Raw genomic sequence first — 18,819 nt, 5'->3', positions numbered from 1 at the left:
TGGCGATTCGCGCATATTGTTTTTATAGTAACTTATAGTTATACATTTTGAGAGACTATCATGCGCAAGCCAAAGCAAGCCCGTCCGTTGCGCCTGCAGGAATACGAAGCCGCCATGGCTGTACTCAAAGAGCAGCATCCCTGGCTTGCCCGGCAGATCGTCGAACCCGCGCCAGGGCATCTGGCCGTGGTGGCACATCTGTTTGCCCAGGTGGAATACCTGCTGCCACCCGCTGTGCTCGCACGCAAGGGTTCGCTGTCCGTGAGCTGCAACCGGGATCGCCTGGCCATTCATTACCAGCCGCCGCGACGCCACAGCGAACGTGCAGCAGCCGTGTTCGATCTGATTGCCCAGACCAAGCACCTTTCGCTGCAAAAATGCCCCGTCTGCGGTGTACAGATTGTCGGGGACGGCATCCGTCCGAAACGCTGCCCGCAACATGACGGCATCCAAGGATTGTTTGCCGAAGAAGTGCGCCGCAGCCGCCAGCTCATCGTCGAACAGGGTGTACAGCAGGTGGTGCACGATCTGGGCAAGGTGACGACCGAAGATGTACGCGCCGCCATAGCGGTTGAAGATGAGCCCGTCCCAAGTAAGGCCAAACCGGAGCAGGTTCAGGAGCAGCCGACAGAAACCGCTAAATCAATGCCCTTGCCGAGCATCGTCTTTGTCGATGAAGCCGGGCTGGAGGCGTTCGTGGATCGCCACCGACCGAAAGGCGATGACAAGTTCAAGCGCGCGCAGGCGATGGCGGAGCGGATCAAGCGGGCGGGCCATGGTAGCCGCCAACTGGGCCTTCTGCCCCCGGACTGGAAAGCCCTTCTGGATGAGTTCGCGCAGGCCTTTCCAAACTTCCATGAACTGGCCGAGCTGCTACGTGACCACTTTGCCCTGTCCAGCCTGGGCGATAGCCGCGTGTCCTGGCCTGCCGTGTTGCTGGTCGGTCCGGCGGGCATCGGTAAAACCGAGGCGGCACGCTGGCTGGCCGATCAGCTCGTGCTACCGTTTCGGGTCTTCGACATGGCAAGTACGCAATCAAGTTCGCCGCTCGCAGGTTCCGAATCGTTCTGGAGCAATTCCGAGCCAGGCCAGCTCTTTGAGCTGCTGGCTTACCAGCTACTGGCCAACCCGGTGGTGGCGCTCGATGAGCTGGATAAGGCCAGCAACGGGCGACCGCAATACGATCCGCTGGCGGCGCTCTATACCTTGCTGGAACCGCGCAGTGCGCGGGATTTCATCGACCTGTCGATCCGCGACTTTGCCATCGACGCCAGTCATGTGAATTGGATGGCTACCGCGAATGAGCTGGATGCCATTCCGGGGCCGCTGCGCTCACGGCTGACGGTGTTGCACATTCAACCGCCCAGGCCGGAGCAGGTCAGAAGCATTGCTCAGTCGATTTACAACCGACTCCGCGACGAGTCGAGCTGGGGCAACGCCTTTGCCGAGAGGCTGGATGATGATGTCCTGTCCCGTCTGCAAGCCTTGCCGCCGCGCAGTGTGCGTCTGGTTCTGCAGCGGGCCTTGGGCGCGGCAGCTCGTGATGACCGAGGAATCGTCCAGGTGCAAGACATCAGGCCGCTGGTGGAGATCAGCCACCGTGGTGTTGGCTTTGTCAGCGAGGGATGGAATTGAGGTTGGCGATCCAGGCCACACCGGCGGCCAGCGCATCGGCCTCGCTGGCATAGATTGTCGATGGGCCGCTGATGATGCAGGGCTCGGTTTCGCCGTCACCTTCCACCGTCCACAGCTCCCAGGTTCCGTCATTTTTCCAGCTAGGGATGGCGGTGTATGGTTTGTCTTTCAGCGCAGCCAGCGCGGCATCTACTTCGGGGCGAATCTGCAACTCACCCGAGTAGATATAAGGTGTCGCGCAGCGGGTATCAGATCGGCTCATGTTCCGTGCTCCAGAAAAGCTCCAGTAGTGCGCTCGCCTGCAGATAAATACCGGGGTTGCGTGCTTCACTCGGACCAGCAATGTTGAGAATAGCGACGGGATGGCTAAGCAACCAGCCTTGCCATGCCGCCAACAGCTCTTCTGTAGGGGCATGCAAATCGCACAGTAGAAGTGGCTTGCCATGTCCCGTCGCCAGATCGCGAGTGAGCAGGCTGCCACCTTCGAGCCTGCTCCGGTAAAGGATCAGTGTGGCATCAGAGTCCAGCACATTGCGTTTGGTGCGCTGGCGGTAGCCGCTGGATTCGGCCTCCACCAACTGGTAGCGAGCAGCCAGGATGCCATCAGCGGCCCGTCGGCCTGCCGGGCACCAGCCGCCGTGCGGAATTTGCTGGGCAATGGCGAAATCCAGCGCCGCCCGGTCTACGCCGGTCTGGCCGCCGGAGAGGATGCGCTGAATGCTCACCCTTGCCCCGTTGCGGCAACCGCGCAACTCACTTGAACCTCTGCGCCGGGCTGATCTGCCGAGAGCTGGCCGATGCGTCCGCGCTGGCTGGCAAGCTTCAGTTGCTTGCGCACCTGTGCCAGGCTGCGCTTTTCGATCACTGCGGTATAGCTCGCACCCAATTCACCATCCGGGTCGATGAACAGCTCGATACGCGTCACCGGAAGGCCGAATGTCGTGAAGCTGCGCGCCGGCGTCAGCGACCAACTGCCGGGAGCATCGGGTGTAATACCGTTCAATACGTGCATTGGCAAGACGTGGCGGCACTCCACGGCGGCGGCAATGGCCGGCTCGATCTGCAACCAACGGTTGAAGTCTGGGGCTGTGCCATCCATCAGCACCACCGGCATGGCGGCCAGTAGCAGTGCGTTCATCCCTTGATATTCCTGATCCAGAAGCGGCGATCATCGACCGTGAAGTTGGGGTCATAGCCGACCAGCGTCAGCAGTGAACCGAAATAGTAAAGGCCGAACTGATTCATCAGCCAGCGCTCCATCGCCGGGTCGCTTGGCAGCTTACTGTACGGGGGGATTGGCCCGTCACCGCGAACCTGGCCGCTGGTTTTGCCGGAGATGGAAAAGCTCTTCCAGGTCAACACGAAGTTGTTCGACTGTTTCGGCAGCTCCGGCGCGCAAAGCGACAGATTGCTGAAGCGCTCTGAGCGCTTGGCGTCGTGCCAGAGCACTGCGTCAAAGCGAATGCAATCACTGGCTTTGAGCGTGAGGCTGCGGGTCAGCGTCATCTGATCAGCCGGAATTTGCAGATTGCTGATCACCACCTTGGGCCACTCCGGGGCGCGACCGTCGGTAGAAAGATTGTGGCGCAAGGCGTTATGCAGTGGAGTGCCCAGCAAGCTGTTGCGGCTTGCCGCGCTTGCGGGCGTAGCCGCTTGCGCCAGACTGGTTCCAATGGATTGTCCCAGTCCGTTCAGGGAATCCAACGCCCCCTGCATGTCGGTTGTGGCACAACCTGTCAATACAAAAGGCAGAAGCAGCAAGCTCCGGTAGTGTTTCATCGCAGTTCCTCGCGAGGTTATCCGTTGAAGATGGCATTGAGCCGGGCGCACCAGATTTCCGCCGCCCGACGGCTCATGGGAAAACTGAGTACTGGTCGTTGCGGATCGGCGGTTTGCAGCTCGATGGCGAAGTCTTTCGCGCGTACCGTGCGCTCGAAGGTCGGCACGTTCATGCCGCTGGCGTTGACCTGACGGCTACCGCCGTTCATCTCCATGCTCTCGACCTCGCGCCAGGTCATCCGCCAGCCGAGCAGCCAGGAGAAGTCGTGCAGTTTGTATGCGTCATTGACCACATCGCAGGCCGCGATCTTGCGATTCCGGGTCAAAAACAAGGAATGCCGGCGCGGGATAACCCAGGAGATGTCCAGCATCGAATGACAGCCCCTGCTGGGCGTTGAGCTTGGCGACAAGGGCCTGGCAGCGGGCCTGCAGACGTGCCAGAAAGCGGAAGGACAGCGTGAAGATCGCCAGCGAAATCAGCAGATAGAGCATCAGCTCACTGGTCAACAGCCCCCAAAGCGATGTCTGTGACAGGCGCGCAGGCCCCACGCCGACCATCGCCAGTACAAGAATCAGCGTAAGACCAGCGGCAGCAAGACCTGAAAGCCCAGCCACCGGAACTGCCAGCCCCGCCGCCGCTCCCACCCCCGCAGTCTTCCAGACGCTTGCCATACGTCATTTCCCCCCATTTTGTTACTTATAGAGGCCATTTTATGGGGACTGCATTCAATTGTCACTCATAGTGCGGGTACTTATCGGGCGTAGCCCTATAGAGGGGGTACTCATAGAGTCATTTCTCTTTAAAGAAGAGAGAAATATGGCCCTTGATCCCCGACTACGCTTCGGCCTGAAGCTGATAGAAATCAGAAAGACCAGAGGGTGGTCGCAAGAACGCCTAGCACTGGAAAGTGGCTTGGCACGCAGCTATCTGGGGGGTGTTGAGCGTGGTCAGCGCAACATCGCATTGCTCAACATCTTCAAGCTGGCCGAGGCGCTGGGGGTGGAGCCTTCAGTACTGCTGGAGGCGCCGGCGGCTGGACAGGAGCCTGCACCGTAACATCGTAGCGCTACGGTATCGTAACGTTACGATGGTCACTGCCTAGTCGCTCGCGGCAGCTATCGCAGCCATCTGCTTTCAAGAATAAGTAAAGTCCACTAAAATGGTATTTACGCAATCTTTTCCGCGTTAAGGGTCATAAAAGTGACTTTTCATCTCTCAACTCCCGCTGAGATCCTGCACGCGCTGGGTGTTCGTCTGCGCGAGCAGCGGCTTGCCCAATCGCTTACGCAGCGTGAACTGGCGCAAATGGCCGGACTGTCCTTGGGGGCGTTGCGCAAACTCGAAAGCGACGGTCAGTGCTCGCTGGAAACGCTGGTCCGTGTCGCGCAGGCACTTGGCTTGCTGGAGGCGCTGGACGATCTCTTCGTGCTCAAACGGCAATCCATCGCCCAGATGGAGCAGGTGGACCTTGTCAGCCGCCGCCAGCGTGCGCCGCGCAAGAGAACATCATGAAGCTGCTTACCGTGCATTATTGCGGCTGGGGAGAAGACTGGCCGTTGGGACGCCTGGCCGATGACGGTCAATCCCTGCTCTTCGAATATTCTCCCGAAGCTCTGTCTCAGGGCTTGGAACTGTCGCCCTTGCACCTCAAGCTGCGTGCGGATGCCTACGGTGGTTTTCCGACCCATTTGCATCGCCTTCCGGGCCTAATAGCCGACAGTCTGCCTGACGGCTGGGGTTTGCTGCTGATGGATCGCCTGTTCCGTCAACACGGCTTGCGCCATCCCGGGCCACTGGACCGCCTGGCCTTCATTGGTGAGCGCGCGATGGGCGCGTTGCGCTTCGTTCCGGCAAGCGACGCCGGCGCCCACGAGCCCGACTGGTCCTTGCTGGCGCTGGCCGAGCAAAGCCGTCTCGCGCTCGCGGGCGAGGCGGGGGCAGCCCTGCGCGAGCTCGCGCTCACCGGCGGCTCACCGCAAGGGGCCAGGCCCAAGGCCTTGGTGCAGTACGACGCAATGACCGGGCAGGTCAGCACCCGTCCGGATGCGCCCGGCAGCCCCTGGCTGGTCAAGTTCCCGGCGCAGAACGAACACAAGGAGGTCTGCGTCATCGAGCAGCTCTATGTCGAGTTGGCTCGGGATTGCGGACTGGAAGTGCCCGAAAGTCGCTGGTTCGACCTTGGCCCTGAACTGGCCGCCTTCGGCGTCGCGCGCTTCGACCGGGAAGGTGGGCAACGTGTCCCGGTGCATAGTCTGGCTGGATTGTTGCAGGTGGATTTTCGCCTGCCCGGTGCCACCGACTACACCGCTTTCTTGCGGGCTACCCGTTTCCTGACGCGCGACGAGCGCGAAGTGGAGAAAGCCTACGCGCGAGCAGTCTTCAATGTGCTCTTCCACAATCGTGACGACCATCCCAAGAACTTCGCGTGGCGTCTCGGGCCTGACCGGCGCTGGCGTCTGGCACCGGCATTCGACCTGACCTTCAGTGAAGGCCCGATGGGCCAGCATCACCTGGACGTTTGCGGCGAAGGTGCTGCCATCGAACGCCGGCATTTATTGCGTCTGGCGGAGGAAGGTGGCATCCCAAGGAAACGGGCGGAAGAGGTCATCGACCGGATGCTGCCGCAGGCAAGCTCATTGGGTGAGCGATTTGAGCGTGCTCCGATTAGGCAGATGTTGGCGCAACAGATAAAATCCACCATTGATGCCTGTCGCTGGCGTCTGGAAAGCTGAATCCGAGCCGCCGCAACGGCGCCAGATCACGGTTAAACGTACTCAATGCTGAGTTTTTTGAGTACAAACATGAGTATGTTTTTTAATGGAGCAGCATGGTGAACTGTTCATTCAATGAGTTGCAGTCACAATCGCTGTTCAACGTCTATCCGCACGCTTGATAAAGGCCCCGACTCATCGGGGCCTTTTCGTTTCTATCGATGCCGGAGATTTTTACAGCGGACCGGGGTCAGGCATCGGATCCGGCGGCGGAGCGACCTTCTCGAGTTGTTCAAGCACTTCATCCGGCAACTCGTCCGGGCCGTCCAGTTCGGTGTCGCTCTCGGCATCGTCGAGGTCGTTGAGCGGCGATTCGTCGGCTCGCCAGGGCCAGAAGGGTTGCGGCTGCACTTGGGGTTCGGTGCCAGGCATGGCGCTGTCCTCTGAAAAGGGGCCTGGGACGTTAGGCACGCATCCCGGTAACGGGTTCGCCGCTGGCGGCACCGTCCGGCGCAAACCGGACGGCCCCGCAGCGCCGCATCATTTGAAGTTGCGCTTCACCAGCCGCTCCAACCAGCCGACGATGCCGGAGCGGAACAGCAGCACGCAGAGCACGAAGATCACCCCGAGAATCACGTGCACCCATTCGCCCAGCGGTCCGTTGGACAGGTAGCTCTGCAGCGTCACCACCACGGTGGCGCCCACCAGCGGGCCAAGGATGGTGCCGACCCCGCCGAGCAGGGTCATCAGGATCACCTCGCCGGACATGTGCCAGTGCGCATCGGTCAGCGAGGCCAGCTGGAACACCACGGTCTTGGTCGAGCCGGCCAGGCCCGCCAGCGCCGCCGAGATGACGAACGCCAGCAGCTTGTGCCGATCGACGTTGTAGCCGAGCGACACGGCGCGCGGCTCGTTCTCGCGGATGGCCTTGAGCACCTGGCCGTACGGCGAGTGGATGGTGCGCTGGATGATGGCGAAGCCGAGCACGAACACCGCCAGCACGAAGTAGTACATGGCCATGTTGTTCTGCATGTCGACCAGGCCGAACAGGTGCCCGCGCGGCACGCCCTGCAGACCGTTCTCGCCGCCGGTGAACGGCGCCTGGACGAAGACGAAGAACACCAGCTGGGCCAGCGCCAGGGTGATCATCGCGAAGTAGATGCCCTGCCGCCGGATGGCCAGCATGCCGAACAGCGCACCGAGGACCGTCGAGGCCAGGGTGCCGGCGAGGATGCCCAGTTCGGTGCTGAGCCCGCTGTAGCTGCTCAGCATGTAGCCGGTGATGTAGCCACCGGTAGCGAAGAACGCCGCATGGCCGAAGGACAGCAGCCCCGCGTAGCCCAGCAGCAGGTTGAAGGCGCAGGCGAACAGGGCGAAGCACAGCAGCTTCATCAGGAACACCGGGTACACCGCCAGCGGCGCCAGCAGCGCGATCACCAGCAACACCGCATAGAAGATCTTCTGCCGCCGTGCGGCCGCATGCCTGCGCTCGCGTACCACACTGGCCTGCCGCAGCGAGGCGGCCTGCACGTTTGCCGGATTCGTCATGCTCATGCCTCCTTACCAAAGAGTCCCGCAGGACGAATCAGCAGCACCGCCACCATGACCAGAAACACCACGGTGTTGGCCGCTTCCGGATAGAAGACCTTGGTCAGGCCCTCGATCAGGCCCATGGCTATGCCGGTGACGATGGCGCCGAGGATCGAGCCCATGCCGCCGATCACCACCACGGCGAACACCACAATCAGCAGGTTCGAACCCATGCCCGGCGTCACCGCGTAGATCGGCGCGGCCAGCACGCCGGCGAATGCGGCCAGGGCCACACCGTAGCCATAGGTCAGGGTCACCAGCAGCGGTACGTTGATGCCGAAGCCCTGCATCAGCTTGGGGTTCTCGGTGCCCGCACGCAGGTACGAGCCCAGGCGGGTGCGTTCGATGACGTACCAGGTCGCCAGGCAGACCACCAACGCGGCGACGATCACCCAGGCGCGGTAGGTCGGCAGGAACATGAAGCCGAGGTTGAAGCCGCCGCGCAGCAGTTCCGGCATCGGGTAGGACGAGCCGGACACGCCGAACAGCTTGACGAAGCTGCCCTCGACGATCAGCGCCAGGCCGAAGGTCAGCAGCAGTCCGTAGAGGTGGTCCTCATTGGCGATGCGCCGCAGCAGCCCACGCTCGATGGCCATGCCCAGGCAGCCCACCAGCAACGGCGACAGCAACAACGCGACCCAGTAGCTCACACCCAGGTAGTTCAGCCCAAGGAAGGCGACGAAGGCGCCGAGCATGTACTGCGCGCCGTGGGCGAAATTGATGATACGCAGCAGACCGAAGATGATCGCCAGGCCCAGGCTCAGCAGCGCGTAGAACGCCCCGTTGATGAGGCCGAGCAGCAGCTGCCCGAGCAGCACGCTCAGAGGAACGCCGAATACGAGAGTCATGGTTCACCACCCAAAGGAAGTCCGTGGCACCCGGCCGCCGCCGGCCGGGTGATGGCGCGGATCAGCCGGTCAGTCCTTGGCGACCAGCTTGGTGCACTGGGTTTCGGCGATCGGCCGGTAGGCCTGGTCGCCGGGGATGGTGCGAACGATCTTGTACAGGTCCCACTCGCCCTTGGACTCTGCCGGCGTCTTGACCTGCACCAGGTACATGTCGTGCACCATGCGGCCGTCCTCGCGAATGCGCCCATCCTTGGCGAACATGTCGTTGACCGGCGTCTTGGCCATCTGCGCACGCACCGCGACGGTCTCGTCGGTGCCGGCGGCCTTCACCGCGTTCAGGTAGTGGGTGGTCGCCGAGTAGATGCCGGCGTGCACCATGCCCGGCATGCGCTTGGTGCGCTCGTAGTAGCGCTTGGCCCAGGCGCGGGTGTCCTCGTTCATGTCCCAGTACCAGCCGGTGGTCAGCATCAGGCCCTGGGTCACGTCCAGGCCCATGGCATGGATGTCGTTGAGGAACACCACCATGCCGGCGAGCTTCTGCCCGGACTGGGTGACGCCGAATTCGCTGGCGGTCTTCAGCGAGTTGACCGTATCGGCACCGGCGTTGGCCAGGGCGATCACCTCGGCGCCGGAGCCCTGCGCCTGCAGCATGTAGGAGGAGAAATCGCTGCTCGGGAACGGATGGCGGATCTTGCCTACGATGCTGCCACCGTCGCCTTCCACCACCTTGGTGATGTCGGCTTCCATGGCATGGCCGAAGGCGTAGTCGGCGGTGAGGATGTACCAGCTCTTGCCGCCGTCGGCGAGCACCGCCTTTGCCGTGCCGTTGGCCAGCGCGTAGGTGTCGTAAGTCCAGTGGATGTGGTTCGGCGAGCAGAACTCGTTGGTGATGCTGGAAGCCGCCGCGCCGGAGATCAGCGCCAGCTTGCCGCCCTGCTCCACCACCTTGCTCGCCGCCAGCACCACGGAGCTGGCGACCATGCCGGTCACCATGTCGACGTTGCGCTCATCGATCCACTGACGCACGGTGTTGGCACCGACGTCAGGCTTGTTCAGGTCATCGGCGTGGAAGACGACGATCTTCTTGCCGTCGACCGTGCCGCCGAAATCCTCCACCGCCATCTTCAGCGCTTCCAGGCCGCCCGGGCCGGAGAGGTCGCGGTAGGTACCGGACATGTCGGCCAGATAGCCGATACGGATTTCGTCGTTGCTGATCTCGGCCTGGGCGGCCGTGGCGATCAGGGAAGCAGCCAGGATGGCGCTTGCGCGCTTGCGGAAAAAGCTCATGTATTCACCACTCTCGATTGTTTTTGTTGTGGTTCGGGCCGGCATCCACTGCGGCCGGAATTTCAGCTTCCTGAAGCTCACACCCCGAGACAGGAATTGAGGAACTCCTTTTTCGAATCCAGGTCGGCCGCCTCGATCTCTTCGATGATGCGGCCGTGCTCCATCACGTAATGACGGTCGGCCAATGGCGCGGCGAAACGGAAGTTCTGCTCCACCAGGACGATGGTCAGGCCGCGCTGCTTGAGCTTGATCAGCACCTCGCCGAGCTTCTGCACGATGACCGGCGCCAGGCCTTCGGTGATCTCGTCGAGCAGCAGCAGGTTGGCGCCGGTGCGCAGAATCCGCGCCATGGCCAGCATCTGCTGCTCGCCGCCGGAGAGCCGCGTGCCCTGGCTGAAACGACGCTCATACAGGTTGGGAAACATTTCGTAGAGCTCGTCCAGGCTCATGCCGCCGCTGCGCACCGTGGGCGGCAGCAAGAGGTTCTCCTCGACGCTCAGGCTGGCGAAGATGCCCCGCTCTTCCGGGCAATAGCCGACGCCCAGCCGTGGAATCTGGTGGGCCGGCATGCCGATGGTTTCGTTGCCGTTGACCACGATGGAGCCGGTGCGCCGCCCGACCATGTTCATGATCGCCCGCAGCGTGGTGGTGCGCCCGGCGCCGTTGCGCCCGAGCAGCGTCACCAGCTCGCCGCGGCCAACCACCAGATCGACACCGTGAAGGATGTGCGACTCGCCGTAAAAGGCATGCAGGTCGCTAATGCGCAGCTGATCGCGATCCATGGGTGGGTTCATGCGTGGGCCTCCTCGAGCGCGGCGGCTTCGCTGCCCAGATAGGCTTCGCGCACCTGCGGGTTGGCCGACACGCTGTCGTAGTCGCCTTCGGCAAGCACCGAGCCACGCGCCAGCACAGTGATGCGATCGCACAGTCGGCTGACCACGCTGAGGTTGTGCTCGACCATCAGCACCGTGCGATTGGCGGCGGCCTTGCGCACCAGCTCGACGACCATGTCGACATCCTCACCGCCCATGCCCTGGGTCGGTTCGTCGAGCAGCAGCACGATGGGGTCCAGCGCCAGGGTGGTGGCTAGCTCCAGCGCGCGCTTGCGGCCGTAGGGCAGCTCGACGGCCAGGGTCTGGGCGAAGGCCTGCAGGTCGACCTCGGCGAGCAGCTGCATCACCTGATCGTCCAGTTCGCGCAGGCTGCGTTCGGACTTCCAGAAGTGGAAGGAGGTGCCCATCTTCTGCTGCAGCGCGACGCGCACGTTCTCCAGCACGCTCATGTGGCCGAACACTGCGGATATCTGGAACGAGCGCACCAGGCCGAGCCGGGCGATCTCGTTGGCCTTCATCGAGGTGATGTTCTTGCCACGATAAAGGATTTCGCCACGGGTAGGCGTGAGGAACTTGGTGAGCAGGTTGAATACGGTGGTCTTGCCGGCCCCGTTGGGACCGATAAGCGCATGGATATGACCCTGACGGACCTTCAGATCGACGGAATCCACTGCGGTGAAGCCGCGGAATTCCTTGGTCAGGCCGCGCGTTTCCAGCACGAACTCTGCTTCCATGGGGTGCCCTCTAACCTTGATTGTTGTTGTTGGTTATGGCGCAGGTCACTGCATGACCTTTACGTAAACGATAACAACCGATTTCCGTAAACGGCAAGTGGCTTTTTCAAACGGGTGATTGATCTGGAAGGCGCGAAAAATCTGGGCAAATCGCCACTACCCAGGCGCCATCTGGTTGATTGTTCTGCGCCCAGGCACAGGCACACCCGTGGCGCGGAACCGCTGAAGGAAAGTCTCCGAACGAGGCAAAAAGCCGGGCCTATGCGGCCCGGAAATTCCAACGAGGAGAGGTGCTGCTGCGACTTGGTGCTTACCAGAGCGGCAGGCTGTAGCTGACGATGAAGCGGTTCTCGTCCAGATCGCTCTGGAAGTTGCTTCGCGTGGTGGCGTTGCGCAGCTTGAAGCCGAGGTTCTTCAGCGGACCGCTCTGGATGACGTAGGCGATGTCGGTGTTGCGCTCCCAGGTCTTGCCTTCGCTGGCGCCGGCGCCGCGGTCGACGTTGTCGCCGGAGACGTAGCGGGTCATCAGGCTCAATCCCGGAATGCCCATGGCGGCGAAGTCGTAGTCATAACGGACCTGCTAGGAACGTTCGTCCTGGTTGCCGAAATCGTTGATCTGCAGCAGGTTGATCAACGCGTTATCGCCGCCGGCGACGTAGGCGAAACCGGTATCGCCGCTCATGTGCTGGTAACCGCCGGTGAAAGCGTGACCGCCATGCTTGTAGGTGAACAGCGCGCCGAAGGCGTCGTTGTCGACGTTGCTGCCGCCATCGTCGGTTGAGCGCACATAGCGCAGGTCGGTCTTGAAGCTCTGCGACTCGCCGATCGGCAGCACATGGACCAGGCTGAGGTTGTGCTGGTCGTAGATGCCGTCCAGCCCGCCGTAGTAGTAGCTGGTAGCCAATTGTGGCGACCAGTCGTAGCGCCCGCCGGCGAAGAGGAACTCGTCGCTCGTCGTATTGCTGCCAAAGGTAATGTTGCGCAGCCCGCCGTTGAACACCGTCATCTCTTGGTAATCGGAAGAGTCGCGGTAGCTCGTGCGATCGAGCATGCCGAGATCCAGCGTGAGGCCTGCGACTTCCTTGCTCTGCAGCCAGGCACCGCGATAGATGTTCGGCAGCAGGCGGCTGTCATTGCGCATCAGCACCGGAATCACCGGTTGCAGGGTCCCCACGTGCAGCGTGGTGGCGGACAGCTTGGCCTTCACCGTCAGGCCTGCCGTGCCGTAGTCGTCCGCCGGTTCACCGGAAGCCGAGCGTGGCAGCAGGCCGGTGCCGCCGCGACCGGAGCCGGAGTCGAGCTTGACGCCGAGCAGGCCGATGGCATCCAGACCGAAGCCGACCGGGCCTTCGGTGTAGCCGGACTCCATTTTCAGCATGAAGCCCTGGGCCCACTCCTCGGCCTTGGACTGGCCGTCCCCTGAACGGAAGTCACAGTTCATGTAGAAGTTGCGCAGTTCGACAGCGGCCTTGCTGTCTTCGATGAAAGCGGCCGAGGCCACGTTCGATGCACCGAGGGCGATGGCCGCGATGCTGGCGGACAGGACGGTTCGGCTTGCTGGTTTCAGTTGCATAGCTTTCTCTCTTGTTGTTGTGATCGTTGATGCAGCTGTTGAGCCCGACTGCGAACTGCCCGGGCTCGGATTACCACGTCATGCGGTAATGCGGTGCTCGCGCTCAGCGCGCGGTGCTTCTGGGCACGCGGCCCAGCAGATAGAACTCGTCGTTGGGCGGGGTGCGCGCCATGGACACCAGGCGGTTGGAGAGGCCGAACAGTCCGGCGATGGCGCCGATGTCCCAGATGTCATCGAGGCTGAAACCCTGGGCCTCCAGGCGTGCCTGCCAGGCGTCGTCCAGCACGCCACGGCCGGCGGCCAGGTGCAGGGCGAAGTCGAGCATGGTGCGCTGCCGCTCGGAGATCGGCGCGGTGCGGTAATTGACGGCGATCTGGTCCGCCAGCTGCGCGTCCTTGGCGAGGATGCGCAGGATCGCGCCATGGGCGACCACGCAATACAGGCAGCCGTGGTCGGCGCTGACCGCGACCACGATCATTTCCTTCTCGGCCTGGGTCAGGCTGTCGGCTTCGCGCTCCATCAGCGCATCGTGATAGGCGAAGAAGGCGCGGAACTCTGCCGGCCGATGGGCCAGCATGAGAAATACGTTGGGAATGAAACCGGCCTTTTCCTGCACGGCAAGAATCCGCTCGCGCACGTCGGAGGGCAGTGTGTCGAGGCTGTCGGGCAGCGGAAAACGGCTGATCGACCGAGCAATAGGCAGCGCCATGGAAAGCTCCTTTTCGGATGAGCGAATGGCCGGCCGAGCGAACCCGGCCGGTGCCGGTCAGTGCTGCTCGCTGATGCCCAGCTCGACTACGCTGATCTCGCGCATGCGGAACTTCTGGACCTTGCCGCTGATGGTCATCGGGAAGTCGTCGACGAACTTGATGTGCCGCGGCGTCTTGAAGTGGGCAATGCGGCCCTTGCAGAACTCGCGCAGCACCTCGGCCTCGACCTGATGGCCCGGGTGCAGCTTGACCCAGGCGACGATCTCCTCGCCGAACTTGCTGTCCGGCACGCCGATCACCTGCACGTCTGCCACCGCCGGATGGGTGAAGAGGAATTCCTCGATCTCGCGCGGGTACACGTTCTCGCCGCCGCGGATGATCATGTCCTTGTTGCGGCCGACGATCTTGATGTAGCCCTCGTCGTCCATCACCGCGAGGTCACCGGTGTGCATCCAGCGCGCGCCGTCGATGGCCTCGCGGGTGGCGTCCGGGTTGTTCCAGTAGCCGAGCATCACGCTGTAGCCGCGGGTGCAGAGTTCGCCGATCTGCCCGCGCGGTACCACCGCGCCGTGCTCGTCGACGATCTTGCTTTCCAGGTGCGGCTGGGTGCGGCCGACGCTGGTCACGCGGCGCTCCAGGTCGTCATCGGCACTGGTCTGGGTGGAGACCGGGCTGGTTTCGGTCATGCCGTAGGCGATCTGCATTTCGGCCAGGTGCATGTCGTCGATGACGCGCTTCATCACCTCGATCGGGCATGTGGAACCGGCCATGATGCCGGTGCGCAGGCTGCTCAGGTCCAGCGACTGGCGCTCCGGATGGTCGAGCATGGCGATGAACATGGTCGGCACACCGTACATGCCGGTGGCCTTTTCCTCGGCCGCAGCCTGCAACGCGGCCAGCGGCTCGAAGGCAGCGCTCGGGTAGATCATCGTGGTGCCGTGGGTGACGCAGCCGAGGTTGCCCATGACCATGCCAAAGCAGTGGTACAGCGGCACCGGGATCACCAGGCGGTCGTGCTCGGTCAGCCTGAGGCTCTCGCCGACCATGTAGCCGTTGTTGAGGATGTTGTAGTGGCTGAGCGTGGCGCCCTTGGGAAAGCCCGTGGTGCCGGAGGTGTACTGGATGTTGATGGGGTCGTCGAACTGCAGGCGCTCGCCGCACTGGCGCAACTGCTCGGGGCCGACCTGCTCAGCCATCTCCATCAGCGCCTGCCACTGCAGCATGCCGTCCACCGGCTTGTCGCACAGGCTGATCACCCCGCGCAGCTCCGGCAGCATATGGCTCTGCAGGGCGCCGACGGCGGCGCTTTCCAGCTCCGGCAGCAGCTCGTGGAGCATGGCGTGGTAATCGGACGTCTTGAAGGCATCGGCGCAGATCAGCCAGCGGCAGCCGGACTGCTTCAAGGCGTACTCGAGTTCGCTGAGGCGGTAGGCGGGATTGATGTTGACTAGCACCACGCCGATCTTCGCGGTAGCGAACTGGGTGATGCACCACTGGGCATTGTTCGGTGACCAGATGCCCACTCGTTCGCCAGCCTGCAGTCCGAGGGCCAGCAGGCCACGCGCGCAACGGTCCACCGCCTCTGCCAGTTCCGTCCAGGTGTAACGCAGTTGCTGATGGCGCACCACCAGGGCCTCGCGCTGGGGGAAGCGCTCCACGGTACGATCGAACGCCGCGCCGATGGTCATGGGCAGCAGGGGTTTGCTCTGCGGACCGCAGGTATAGCTCGGAAGACTCATGACGATGTTCCTCAGTCTTATGTTTGTTATGAGGCGTGCTTCGCAAGGGCGCTGGCGCTGCTGACAGTCACCCTAGGCCACGATTACGTTAACGTAAAGGTAACTAAGTGACAACATGTCGCGGGGTAGGCGAAAGTCGAGGGACAGCACATAGCCAAATGGCCAGCATTGCCGACGTGCAACCTGGCTGCAGCCTTAGTGGCGCGCCTCGCTGATGTGCTTTCCTCTCACGGAAACTGCGGTGCGCCTTGGTGGGCTAAAGCCCACCCTACTGGGAGATCGTAGCCAGTCGAACCGCTACGGTGCAGCAGGCATCACGGCACCGTTGTAGGGTGGGCTTCAGCCCACCAGAACGAGCCGAGGCTATAACCGCATCGGCCGGCCACGGCACCGTCAGGTACTTTCGTGCTGGTACTCGTGATGGAAGTCCAGCGCGGCGAGGTTCTTGTCCTTGGCTTCGAGCATGATGTCGAAGCGATCCAGAAACTGAAACGCATAGCGATTCGTCCAGCGGTTCCACATGCGCTTGCTGTGCGCATAGAGGTCGCGCTTGCTGACCTGCTCCAGCAACTCGGGGATTTCCAGCTTCCGCTCCGGCGCGAAGCCGAGCTCCATCAGGCTCTCTTGCGGCTGCGAGTAATGCATGGTCGGCCGCACGCCGCGCCAGCTTTCCAGGATACGCTCGATGCGCGGGTCGTCCGGCTCGATGTAGCGGTCCTCGTGAATCCAGCAGTGATGGATGTCCAGCACCACCGGCGCGAGGTCCGCGAGGCTCAGGCAATCGTCCAGGCCATAGGTCTTTTCGTCGTTCTCGAAGGTGATGCACTGGCGCGCCTCGGCCGACAGGCGCGGCCACACGGCACGCACGCCCTCGGCGCCGAGCCGCCCGGCGATATGCAGGTTGCACTTGAAGTCCTGGAAGCGCCGGCCATAACCCATCATGCGGATCATGTCGGCGTGGTACTCGAACTCCGCCAGGCTGTTCTCCACCACCTGCGGCTTGTCCGACCCCAGCACGCAGTACTGGCCGGGATGCATCGACAGGCGGATGTCGTGGGCCCGCGCCAGTTCGCCGATTGCGGCGAAACCCGCCTCGAGGCGGCTCTGCACTTCGGCGCGGCGGTAGAACGGCGCGATCTCGGCATGGCTGTAGAACGGCAGCAGGTCGCTGGACAGCCGCAACATGCGCAGCATCGGCGGCAACGTGGCGACGTATTCGAGCAACACCCGCTGAGCGTTCAGGTTGTGCTCGACGATCTCCTCGAGCTTCGCTTCGGCCGCCTCGCACCCCGCCGAGGCCATCCAGCGCAGCGTGGTGCTGCGCGGGTTGAAGGTGCGCTCGATGCGCTCCAGTTCCTTCAGCGAGAGGCTCTGTTGCGGATGGCGATACATGCAGGCGAAGCCGATACGGGGCATGGAGTTCCTCGTCGATGACAGGCCGGCGCTCCGACCCTTGCCTGTTTAGTCCCGCCCGCGTCGAGCCGAGTGCCCGACCGCCGACGAAACACCACCCGCGGCATCCATGACCGGCGGCACCGCCCTTGCCGTGCACCTATGCTTGCAGAATGCCGCCCGCTGGCATGTTGACAGACCGCTGGCGGACCTTTACGTTAACGTAAAGCAGCGAGCAGCCAGTTCCCGAAGGCGCTCAGGCTGCGACCGGAGCGCCGGCCGGAACCCGCCGGATGCACGAATTCTCTGAACACAGAACAATTACAAGACAAGCAGGTGGCCCCATGAACTACTCCAGCCTCAATTTCGCCCTCGGTGAAACCATCGACATGCTGCGCGAACAGGTCCAGGCCTTCGTCGCCGCCGAGCTGGCGCCGCGCGCCGAGGCCATCGACCAGGACAACCTGTTCCCGGCTGACATGTGGAGAAAATTCGGCGAGATGGGTCTGCTCGGCGTGACCGTCTCCGAGGAATACGGCGGCGCCGGCCTTGGCTACCTGGCCCACGTGGTGGCGATGGAAGAGATCAGCCGCGGCTCGGCCTCGGTCGCCCTCTCCTACGGCGCCCACTCCAACCTGTGCGTCAACCAGATCAACCGCAACGGCAACCCCGAGCAGAAGGCCCGCTACCTGCCCAAGCTGATCAGCGGCGAACACGTCGGCGCGCTGGCCATGAGCGAGCCGAATGCCGGCTCCGACGTGGTCTCCATGAAGCTGCGCGCCGAAAAGCGTGGCGACCGCTACGTGCTCAACGGCAGCAAGACCTGGATCACCAACGGCCCGGACGCCAACACCTATGTGATCTACGCCAAGACCGACCTGGACAAGGGTCCGCACGGCATCACCGCGTTCATCGTCGAGCGCGACTGGAAAGGTTTCTCCCGCGGCAACAAGTTCGACAAGCTCGGCATGCGTGGCTCCAACACCTGCGAGCTGTTCTTCGATGACGTCGAGGTGCCGGAAGAGAACGTGCTGGGCGCCGAGAACGGCGGCGTCAAGGTGCTGATGAGCGGCCTGGACTACGAACGCGTAGTGCTGGCCGGCGGCCCGACCGGGATCATGCAAGCCTGCCTCGATGTGGTGGTGCCCTACATCCACGACCGCAAGCAGTTCGGCCAGAGCATCGGCGAGTTCCAGTTCATCCAGGGCAAGGTGGCGGACATGTACACCCAGCTCAACGCCAGCCGCGCCTATCTCTACGCCGTCGCCCAGGCCTGCGACCGTGGCGAGACCACCCGCAAGGACGCCGCCGGGGTGATCCTCTATACCGCCGAAAACGCCACGCAGATGGCCCTGCAGGCGATCCAGATCCTTGGTGGCAATGGCTATATCAACGAATTCCCCACCGGCCGCCTGCTGCGTGACGCCAAGCTCTATGAGATCGGCGCCGGCACCAGCGAGATCCGCCGGATGCTGATCGGACGCGAGCTGTTCAACGAATCCAGGTGAGCTGCGGGCGGAACAACGCCCAACCCTCGTAGGGTGGAAAACCGCGAAGCGTTTTCCACCGCAGTCGGTGGATGGCACAGCCATCCATGATGGAATTGAACGGAGCCAACCATGGCCATCCTGCACACCCAGATCAATACCCGTTCGCCGGAGTTCGCCGCCAACAGCGCGGCCATGCTCGAACAGGTGAACAACCTGCGCGCCCTGCTCGGCCGTGTCAGCGAAGGCGGCGGCGCCAGCGCCCAGCAGCGCCATGTCTCACGCGGCAAGCTCCTGGTGCGCGAGCGCATCGATACCCTGCTCGACGCCGGCTCGGCCTTTCTCGAACTCGCGCCGCTGGCCGCTCATGAGGTCTATGGCGAAGACGTCGCTGCTGCCGGCGTAGTGGCCGGGATCGGCCGCGTCGAAGGCGTCGAGTGCATGATCATCGCCAACGACGCCACCGTGAAAGGCGGCACCTACTACCCGCTGACCGTAAA

The 18,819-nt window shown here is 62.9% G+C and carries 21 protein-coding genes and 1 pseudogene; 6 read left to right on the top strand and 16 right to left on the bottom strand.

What is annotated here, in order from left to right:
- Positions 1-60: 60 nt before the first annotated feature.
- Positions 61-1,635, top strand: coding sequence for an AAA family ATPase (locus HZR81_RS15885; RefSeq protein ID WP_500128677.1), 1,575 nt, complete (start codon positions 61-63; stop codon positions 1,633-1,635).
- Here HZR81_RS15885 and HZR81_RS15880 read toward each other — a convergent pair.
- From HZR81_RS15880 to HZR81_RS15855, 6 genes are read right to left on the bottom strand one after another with little or no spacing between them, the layout of a single operon-like run.
- Positions 1,616-1,897: a hypothetical protein gene (locus tag HZR81_RS15880; protein ID WP_500128676.1), complete on the bottom strand. Its 282-nt coding sequence runs from the start codon at positions 1,895-1,897 to the stop codon at positions 1,616-1,618. The genes HZR81_RS15885 and HZR81_RS15880 overlap by 20 nt on opposite strands.
- Positions 1,884-2,360, bottom strand: a complete 477-nt coding sequence (locus HZR81_RS15875; protein WP_500128675.1) for a putative molybdenum carrier protein — start codon at positions 2,358-2,360, stop codon at positions 1,884-1,886. Before HZR81_RS15875 ends, HZR81_RS15880 begins: the two co-directional genes overlap by 14 nt.
- Complete coding sequence (locus tag HZR81_RS15870) at positions 2,357-2,773, bottom strand: hypothetical protein (RefSeq protein WP_124126660.1); 417 nt, start codon at positions 2,771-2,773, stop codon at positions 2,357-2,359. The genes HZR81_RS15875 and HZR81_RS15870 overlap by 4 nt, the downstream gene beginning before the upstream one ends.
- Positions 2,770-3,414 carry a hypothetical protein gene (locus HZR81_RS15865; protein ID WP_500128674.1) on the bottom strand — a complete coding sequence of 215 codons (645 nt, stop codon included), beginning with the start codon at positions 3,412-3,414 and terminating at the stop codon, positions 2,770-2,772. The genes HZR81_RS15870 and HZR81_RS15865 overlap by 4 nt, the downstream gene beginning before the upstream one ends.
- A gap of 17 nt (positions 3,415-3,431) precedes the next feature.
- Entirely contained in the window at positions 3,432-3,707 is a 276-nt protein-coding gene (locus HZR81_RS15860) for a hypothetical protein (RefSeq protein ID WP_500128673.1), read from the bottom strand.
- The gene (locus tag HZR81_RS15855; protein WP_245218681.1) at positions 3,697-4,086 is read right to left on the bottom strand and encodes a hypothetical protein; all 390 of its coding nucleotides are present in this window, start codon (positions 4,084-4,086) and stop codon (positions 3,697-3,699) included. The genes HZR81_RS15860 and HZR81_RS15855 overlap by 11 nt, the downstream gene beginning before the upstream one ends.
- 145 nt (positions 4,087-4,231) lie before the next feature.
- On the opposite strand from HZR81_RS15855, the gene HZR81_RS15850 reads away from it, so the two are divergent.
- The 3 genes from HZR81_RS15850 (at position 4,232) to HZR81_RS15840 (ending at position 6,147) form a co-directional block, all read left to right on the top strand.
- Complete coding sequence (locus HZR81_RS15850; RefSeq protein ID WP_011806687.1) at positions 4,232-4,471, top strand: helix-turn-helix domain-containing protein; 240 nt, start codon at positions 4,232-4,234, stop codon at positions 4,469-4,471.
- 144 nt (positions 4,472-4,615) lie between these two features.
- Positions 4,616-4,927: a helix-turn-helix domain-containing protein gene (locus HZR81_RS15845; protein ID WP_017936956.1), complete on the top strand. Its 312-nt coding sequence runs from the start codon at positions 4,616-4,618 to the stop codon at positions 4,925-4,927.
- Entirely contained in the window at positions 4,924-6,147 is a 1,224-nt protein-coding gene (locus HZR81_RS15840; protein ID WP_313305843.1) for a type II toxin-antitoxin system HipA family toxin, read from the top strand. The genes HZR81_RS15845 and HZR81_RS15840 overlap by 4 nt, the downstream gene beginning before the upstream one ends.
- A gap of 213 nt (positions 6,148-6,360) precedes the next feature.
- Here the strand turns inward: HZR81_RS15840 and HZR81_RS15835 are convergent, their stop codons facing one another.
- The 10 genes and pseudogenes from HZR81_RS15835 to HZR81_RS15790 form a co-directional block, all read right to left on the bottom strand.
- On the bottom strand, positions 6,361-6,558 hold the full coding sequence (locus HZR81_RS15835; protein WP_063540103.1) for a hypothetical protein: 198 nt from the start codon (positions 6,556-6,558) through the stop codon (positions 6,361-6,363).
- A 108-nt stretch (positions 6,559-6,666) separates the two neighbouring features.
- Positions 6,667-7,674, bottom strand: coding sequence for a branched-chain amino acid ABC transporter permease (locus HZR81_RS15830; RefSeq protein ID WP_063540104.1), 1,008 nt, complete (start codon positions 7,672-7,674; stop codon positions 6,667-6,669).
- Between the two features lie 2 nt (positions 7,675-7,676).
- The gene (locus HZR81_RS15825) at positions 7,677-8,564 is read right to left on the bottom strand and encodes a branched-chain amino acid ABC transporter permease (RefSeq protein WP_063540105.1); all 888 of its coding nucleotides are present in this window, start codon (positions 8,562-8,564) and stop codon (positions 7,677-7,679) included.
- A gap of 69 nt (positions 8,565-8,633) precedes the next feature.
- A complete protein-coding gene (locus HZR81_RS15820) occupies positions 8,634-9,851 on the bottom strand; it encodes an ABC transporter substrate-binding protein (protein WP_500128672.1) in 1,218 nt (405 codons plus the stop codon).
- A gap of 77 nt (positions 9,852-9,928) precedes the next feature.
- A complete protein-coding gene (locus HZR81_RS15815; RefSeq protein ID WP_013983780.1) occupies positions 9,929-10,645 on the bottom strand; it encodes an ABC transporter ATP-binding protein in 717 nt (238 codons plus the stop codon).
- The gene (locus tag HZR81_RS15810; protein WP_500128671.1) at positions 10,642-11,418 is read right to left on the bottom strand and encodes an ABC transporter ATP-binding protein; all 777 of its coding nucleotides are present in this window, start codon (positions 11,416-11,418) and stop codon (positions 10,642-10,644) included. The genes HZR81_RS15815 and HZR81_RS15810 overlap by 4 nt, the downstream gene beginning before the upstream one ends.
- A gap of 310 nt (positions 11,419-11,728) precedes the next feature.
- Positions 11,729-12,991: pseudogene (locus HZR81_RS15805) on the bottom strand (OprD family porin).
- A 103-nt stretch (positions 12,992-13,094) separates the two neighbouring features.
- Positions 13,095-13,700: a peroxidase-related enzyme gene (locus tag HZR81_RS15800; RefSeq protein ID WP_253752138.1), complete on the bottom strand. Its 606-nt coding sequence runs from the start codon at positions 13,698-13,700 to the stop codon at positions 13,095-13,097.
- Positions 13,701-13,757: 57 nt separating this feature from the next.
- Complete coding sequence (locus tag HZR81_RS15795) at positions 13,758-15,440, bottom strand: AMP-binding protein (RefSeq protein WP_110776101.1); 1,683 nt, start codon at positions 15,438-15,440, stop codon at positions 13,758-13,760.
- 393 nt (positions 15,441-15,833) lie between these two features.
- A complete protein-coding gene (locus tag HZR81_RS15790; RefSeq protein ID WP_500128670.1) occupies positions 15,834-16,856 on the bottom strand; it encodes an apurinic/apyrimidinic endonuclease family protein in 1,023 nt (340 codons plus the stop codon).
- A gap of 320 nt (positions 16,857-17,176) precedes the next feature.
- Between HZR81_RS15790 and HZR81_RS15785 the strand changes: the two genes are divergently transcribed.
- Together HZR81_RS15785 and HZR81_RS15780 are read left to right on the top strand one after the other, a co-directional pair.
- Complete coding sequence (locus HZR81_RS15785) at positions 17,177-18,340, top strand: isovaleryl-CoA dehydrogenase (RefSeq protein WP_500128669.1); 1,164 nt, start codon at positions 17,177-17,179, stop codon at positions 18,338-18,340.
- A gap of 111 nt (positions 18,341-18,451) precedes the next feature.
- The coding region (locus HZR81_RS15780; protein ID WP_500128668.1) for a carboxyl transferase domain-containing protein at positions 18,452-18,819 on the top strand (368 nt) is incomplete at its 3' end.

It is taken from the genome of Pseudomonas sp. LM13 (genome assembly GCF_041381355.1).
In the GTDB taxonomy this organism is placed as follows: Bacteria; Pseudomonadota; Gammaproteobacteria; order Pseudomonadales; family Pseudomonadaceae; genus Stutzerimonas; species Stutzerimonas frequens.
This window is presented reverse-complemented; position numbering and strand designations above follow the sequence as displayed.

Coding starts and splice junctions, on each gene's coding strand:
- HZR81_RS15885 (WP_500128677.1), top strand. CDS start 61: ATGCGCAAGCCAAAGCAAGCCCGTCCGTTGCGCCTGCAGGAATACGAA.
- HZR81_RS15880 (WP_500128676.1), bottom strand. CDS start 1,897: ATGAGCCGATCTGATACCCGCTGCGCGACACCTTATATCTACTCGGGT.
- HZR81_RS15870 (WP_124126660.1), bottom strand. CDS start 2,773: ATGAACGCACTGCTACTGGCCGCCATGCCGGTGGTGCTGATGGATGGC.
- HZR81_RS15865 (WP_500128674.1), bottom strand. CDS start 3,414: ATGAAACACTACCGGAGCTTGCTGCTTCTGCCTTTTGTATTGACAGGT.
- HZR81_RS15855 (WP_245218681.1), bottom strand. CDS start 4,086: ATGGCAAGCGTCTGGAAGACTGCGGGGGTGGGAGCGGCGGCGGGGCTG.
- HZR81_RS15850 (WP_011806687.1), top strand. CDS start 4,232: ATGGCCCTTGATCCCCGACTACGCTTCGGCCTGAAGCTGATAGAAATC.
- HZR81_RS15840 (WP_313305843.1), top strand. CDS start 4,924: ATGAAGCTGCTTACCGTGCATTATTGCGGCTGGGGAGAAGACTGGCCG.
- HZR81_RS15835 (WP_063540103.1), bottom strand. CDS start 6,558: ATGCCTGGCACCGAACCCCAAGTGCAGCCGCAACCCTTCTGGCCCTGG.
- HZR81_RS15830 (WP_063540104.1), bottom strand. CDS start 7,674: ATGACGAATCCGGCAAACGTGCAGGCCGCCTCGCTGCGGCAGGCCAGT.
- HZR81_RS15825 (WP_063540105.1), bottom strand. CDS start 8,564: ATGACTCTCGTATTCGGCGTTCCTCTGAGCGTGCTGCTCGGGCAGCTG.
- HZR81_RS15820 (WP_500128672.1), bottom strand. CDS start 9,851: ATGAGCTTTTTCCGCAAGCGCGCAAGCGCCATCCTGGCTGCTTCCCTG.
- HZR81_RS15815 (WP_013983780.1), bottom strand. CDS start 10,645: ATGAACCCACCCATGGATCGCGATCAGCTGCGCATTAGCGACCTGCAT.
- HZR81_RS15810 (WP_500128671.1), bottom strand. CDS start 11,418: ATGGAAGCAGAGTTCGTGCTGGAAACGCGCGGCCTGACCAAGGAATTC.
- HZR81_RS15800 (WP_253752138.1), bottom strand. CDS start 13,700: ATGGCGCTGCCTATTGCTCGGTCGATCAGCCGTTTTCCGCTGCCCGAC.
- HZR81_RS15795 (WP_110776101.1), bottom strand. CDS start 15,440: ATGAGTCTTCCGAGCTATACCTGCGGTCCGCAGAGCAAACCCCTGCTG.
- HZR81_RS15790 (WP_500128670.1), bottom strand. CDS start 16,856: ATGCCCCGTATCGGCTTCGCCTGCATGTATCGCCATCCGCAACAGAGC.
- HZR81_RS15785 (WP_500128669.1), top strand. CDS start 17,177: ATGAACTACTCCAGCCTCAATTTCGCCCTCGGTGAAACCATCGACATG.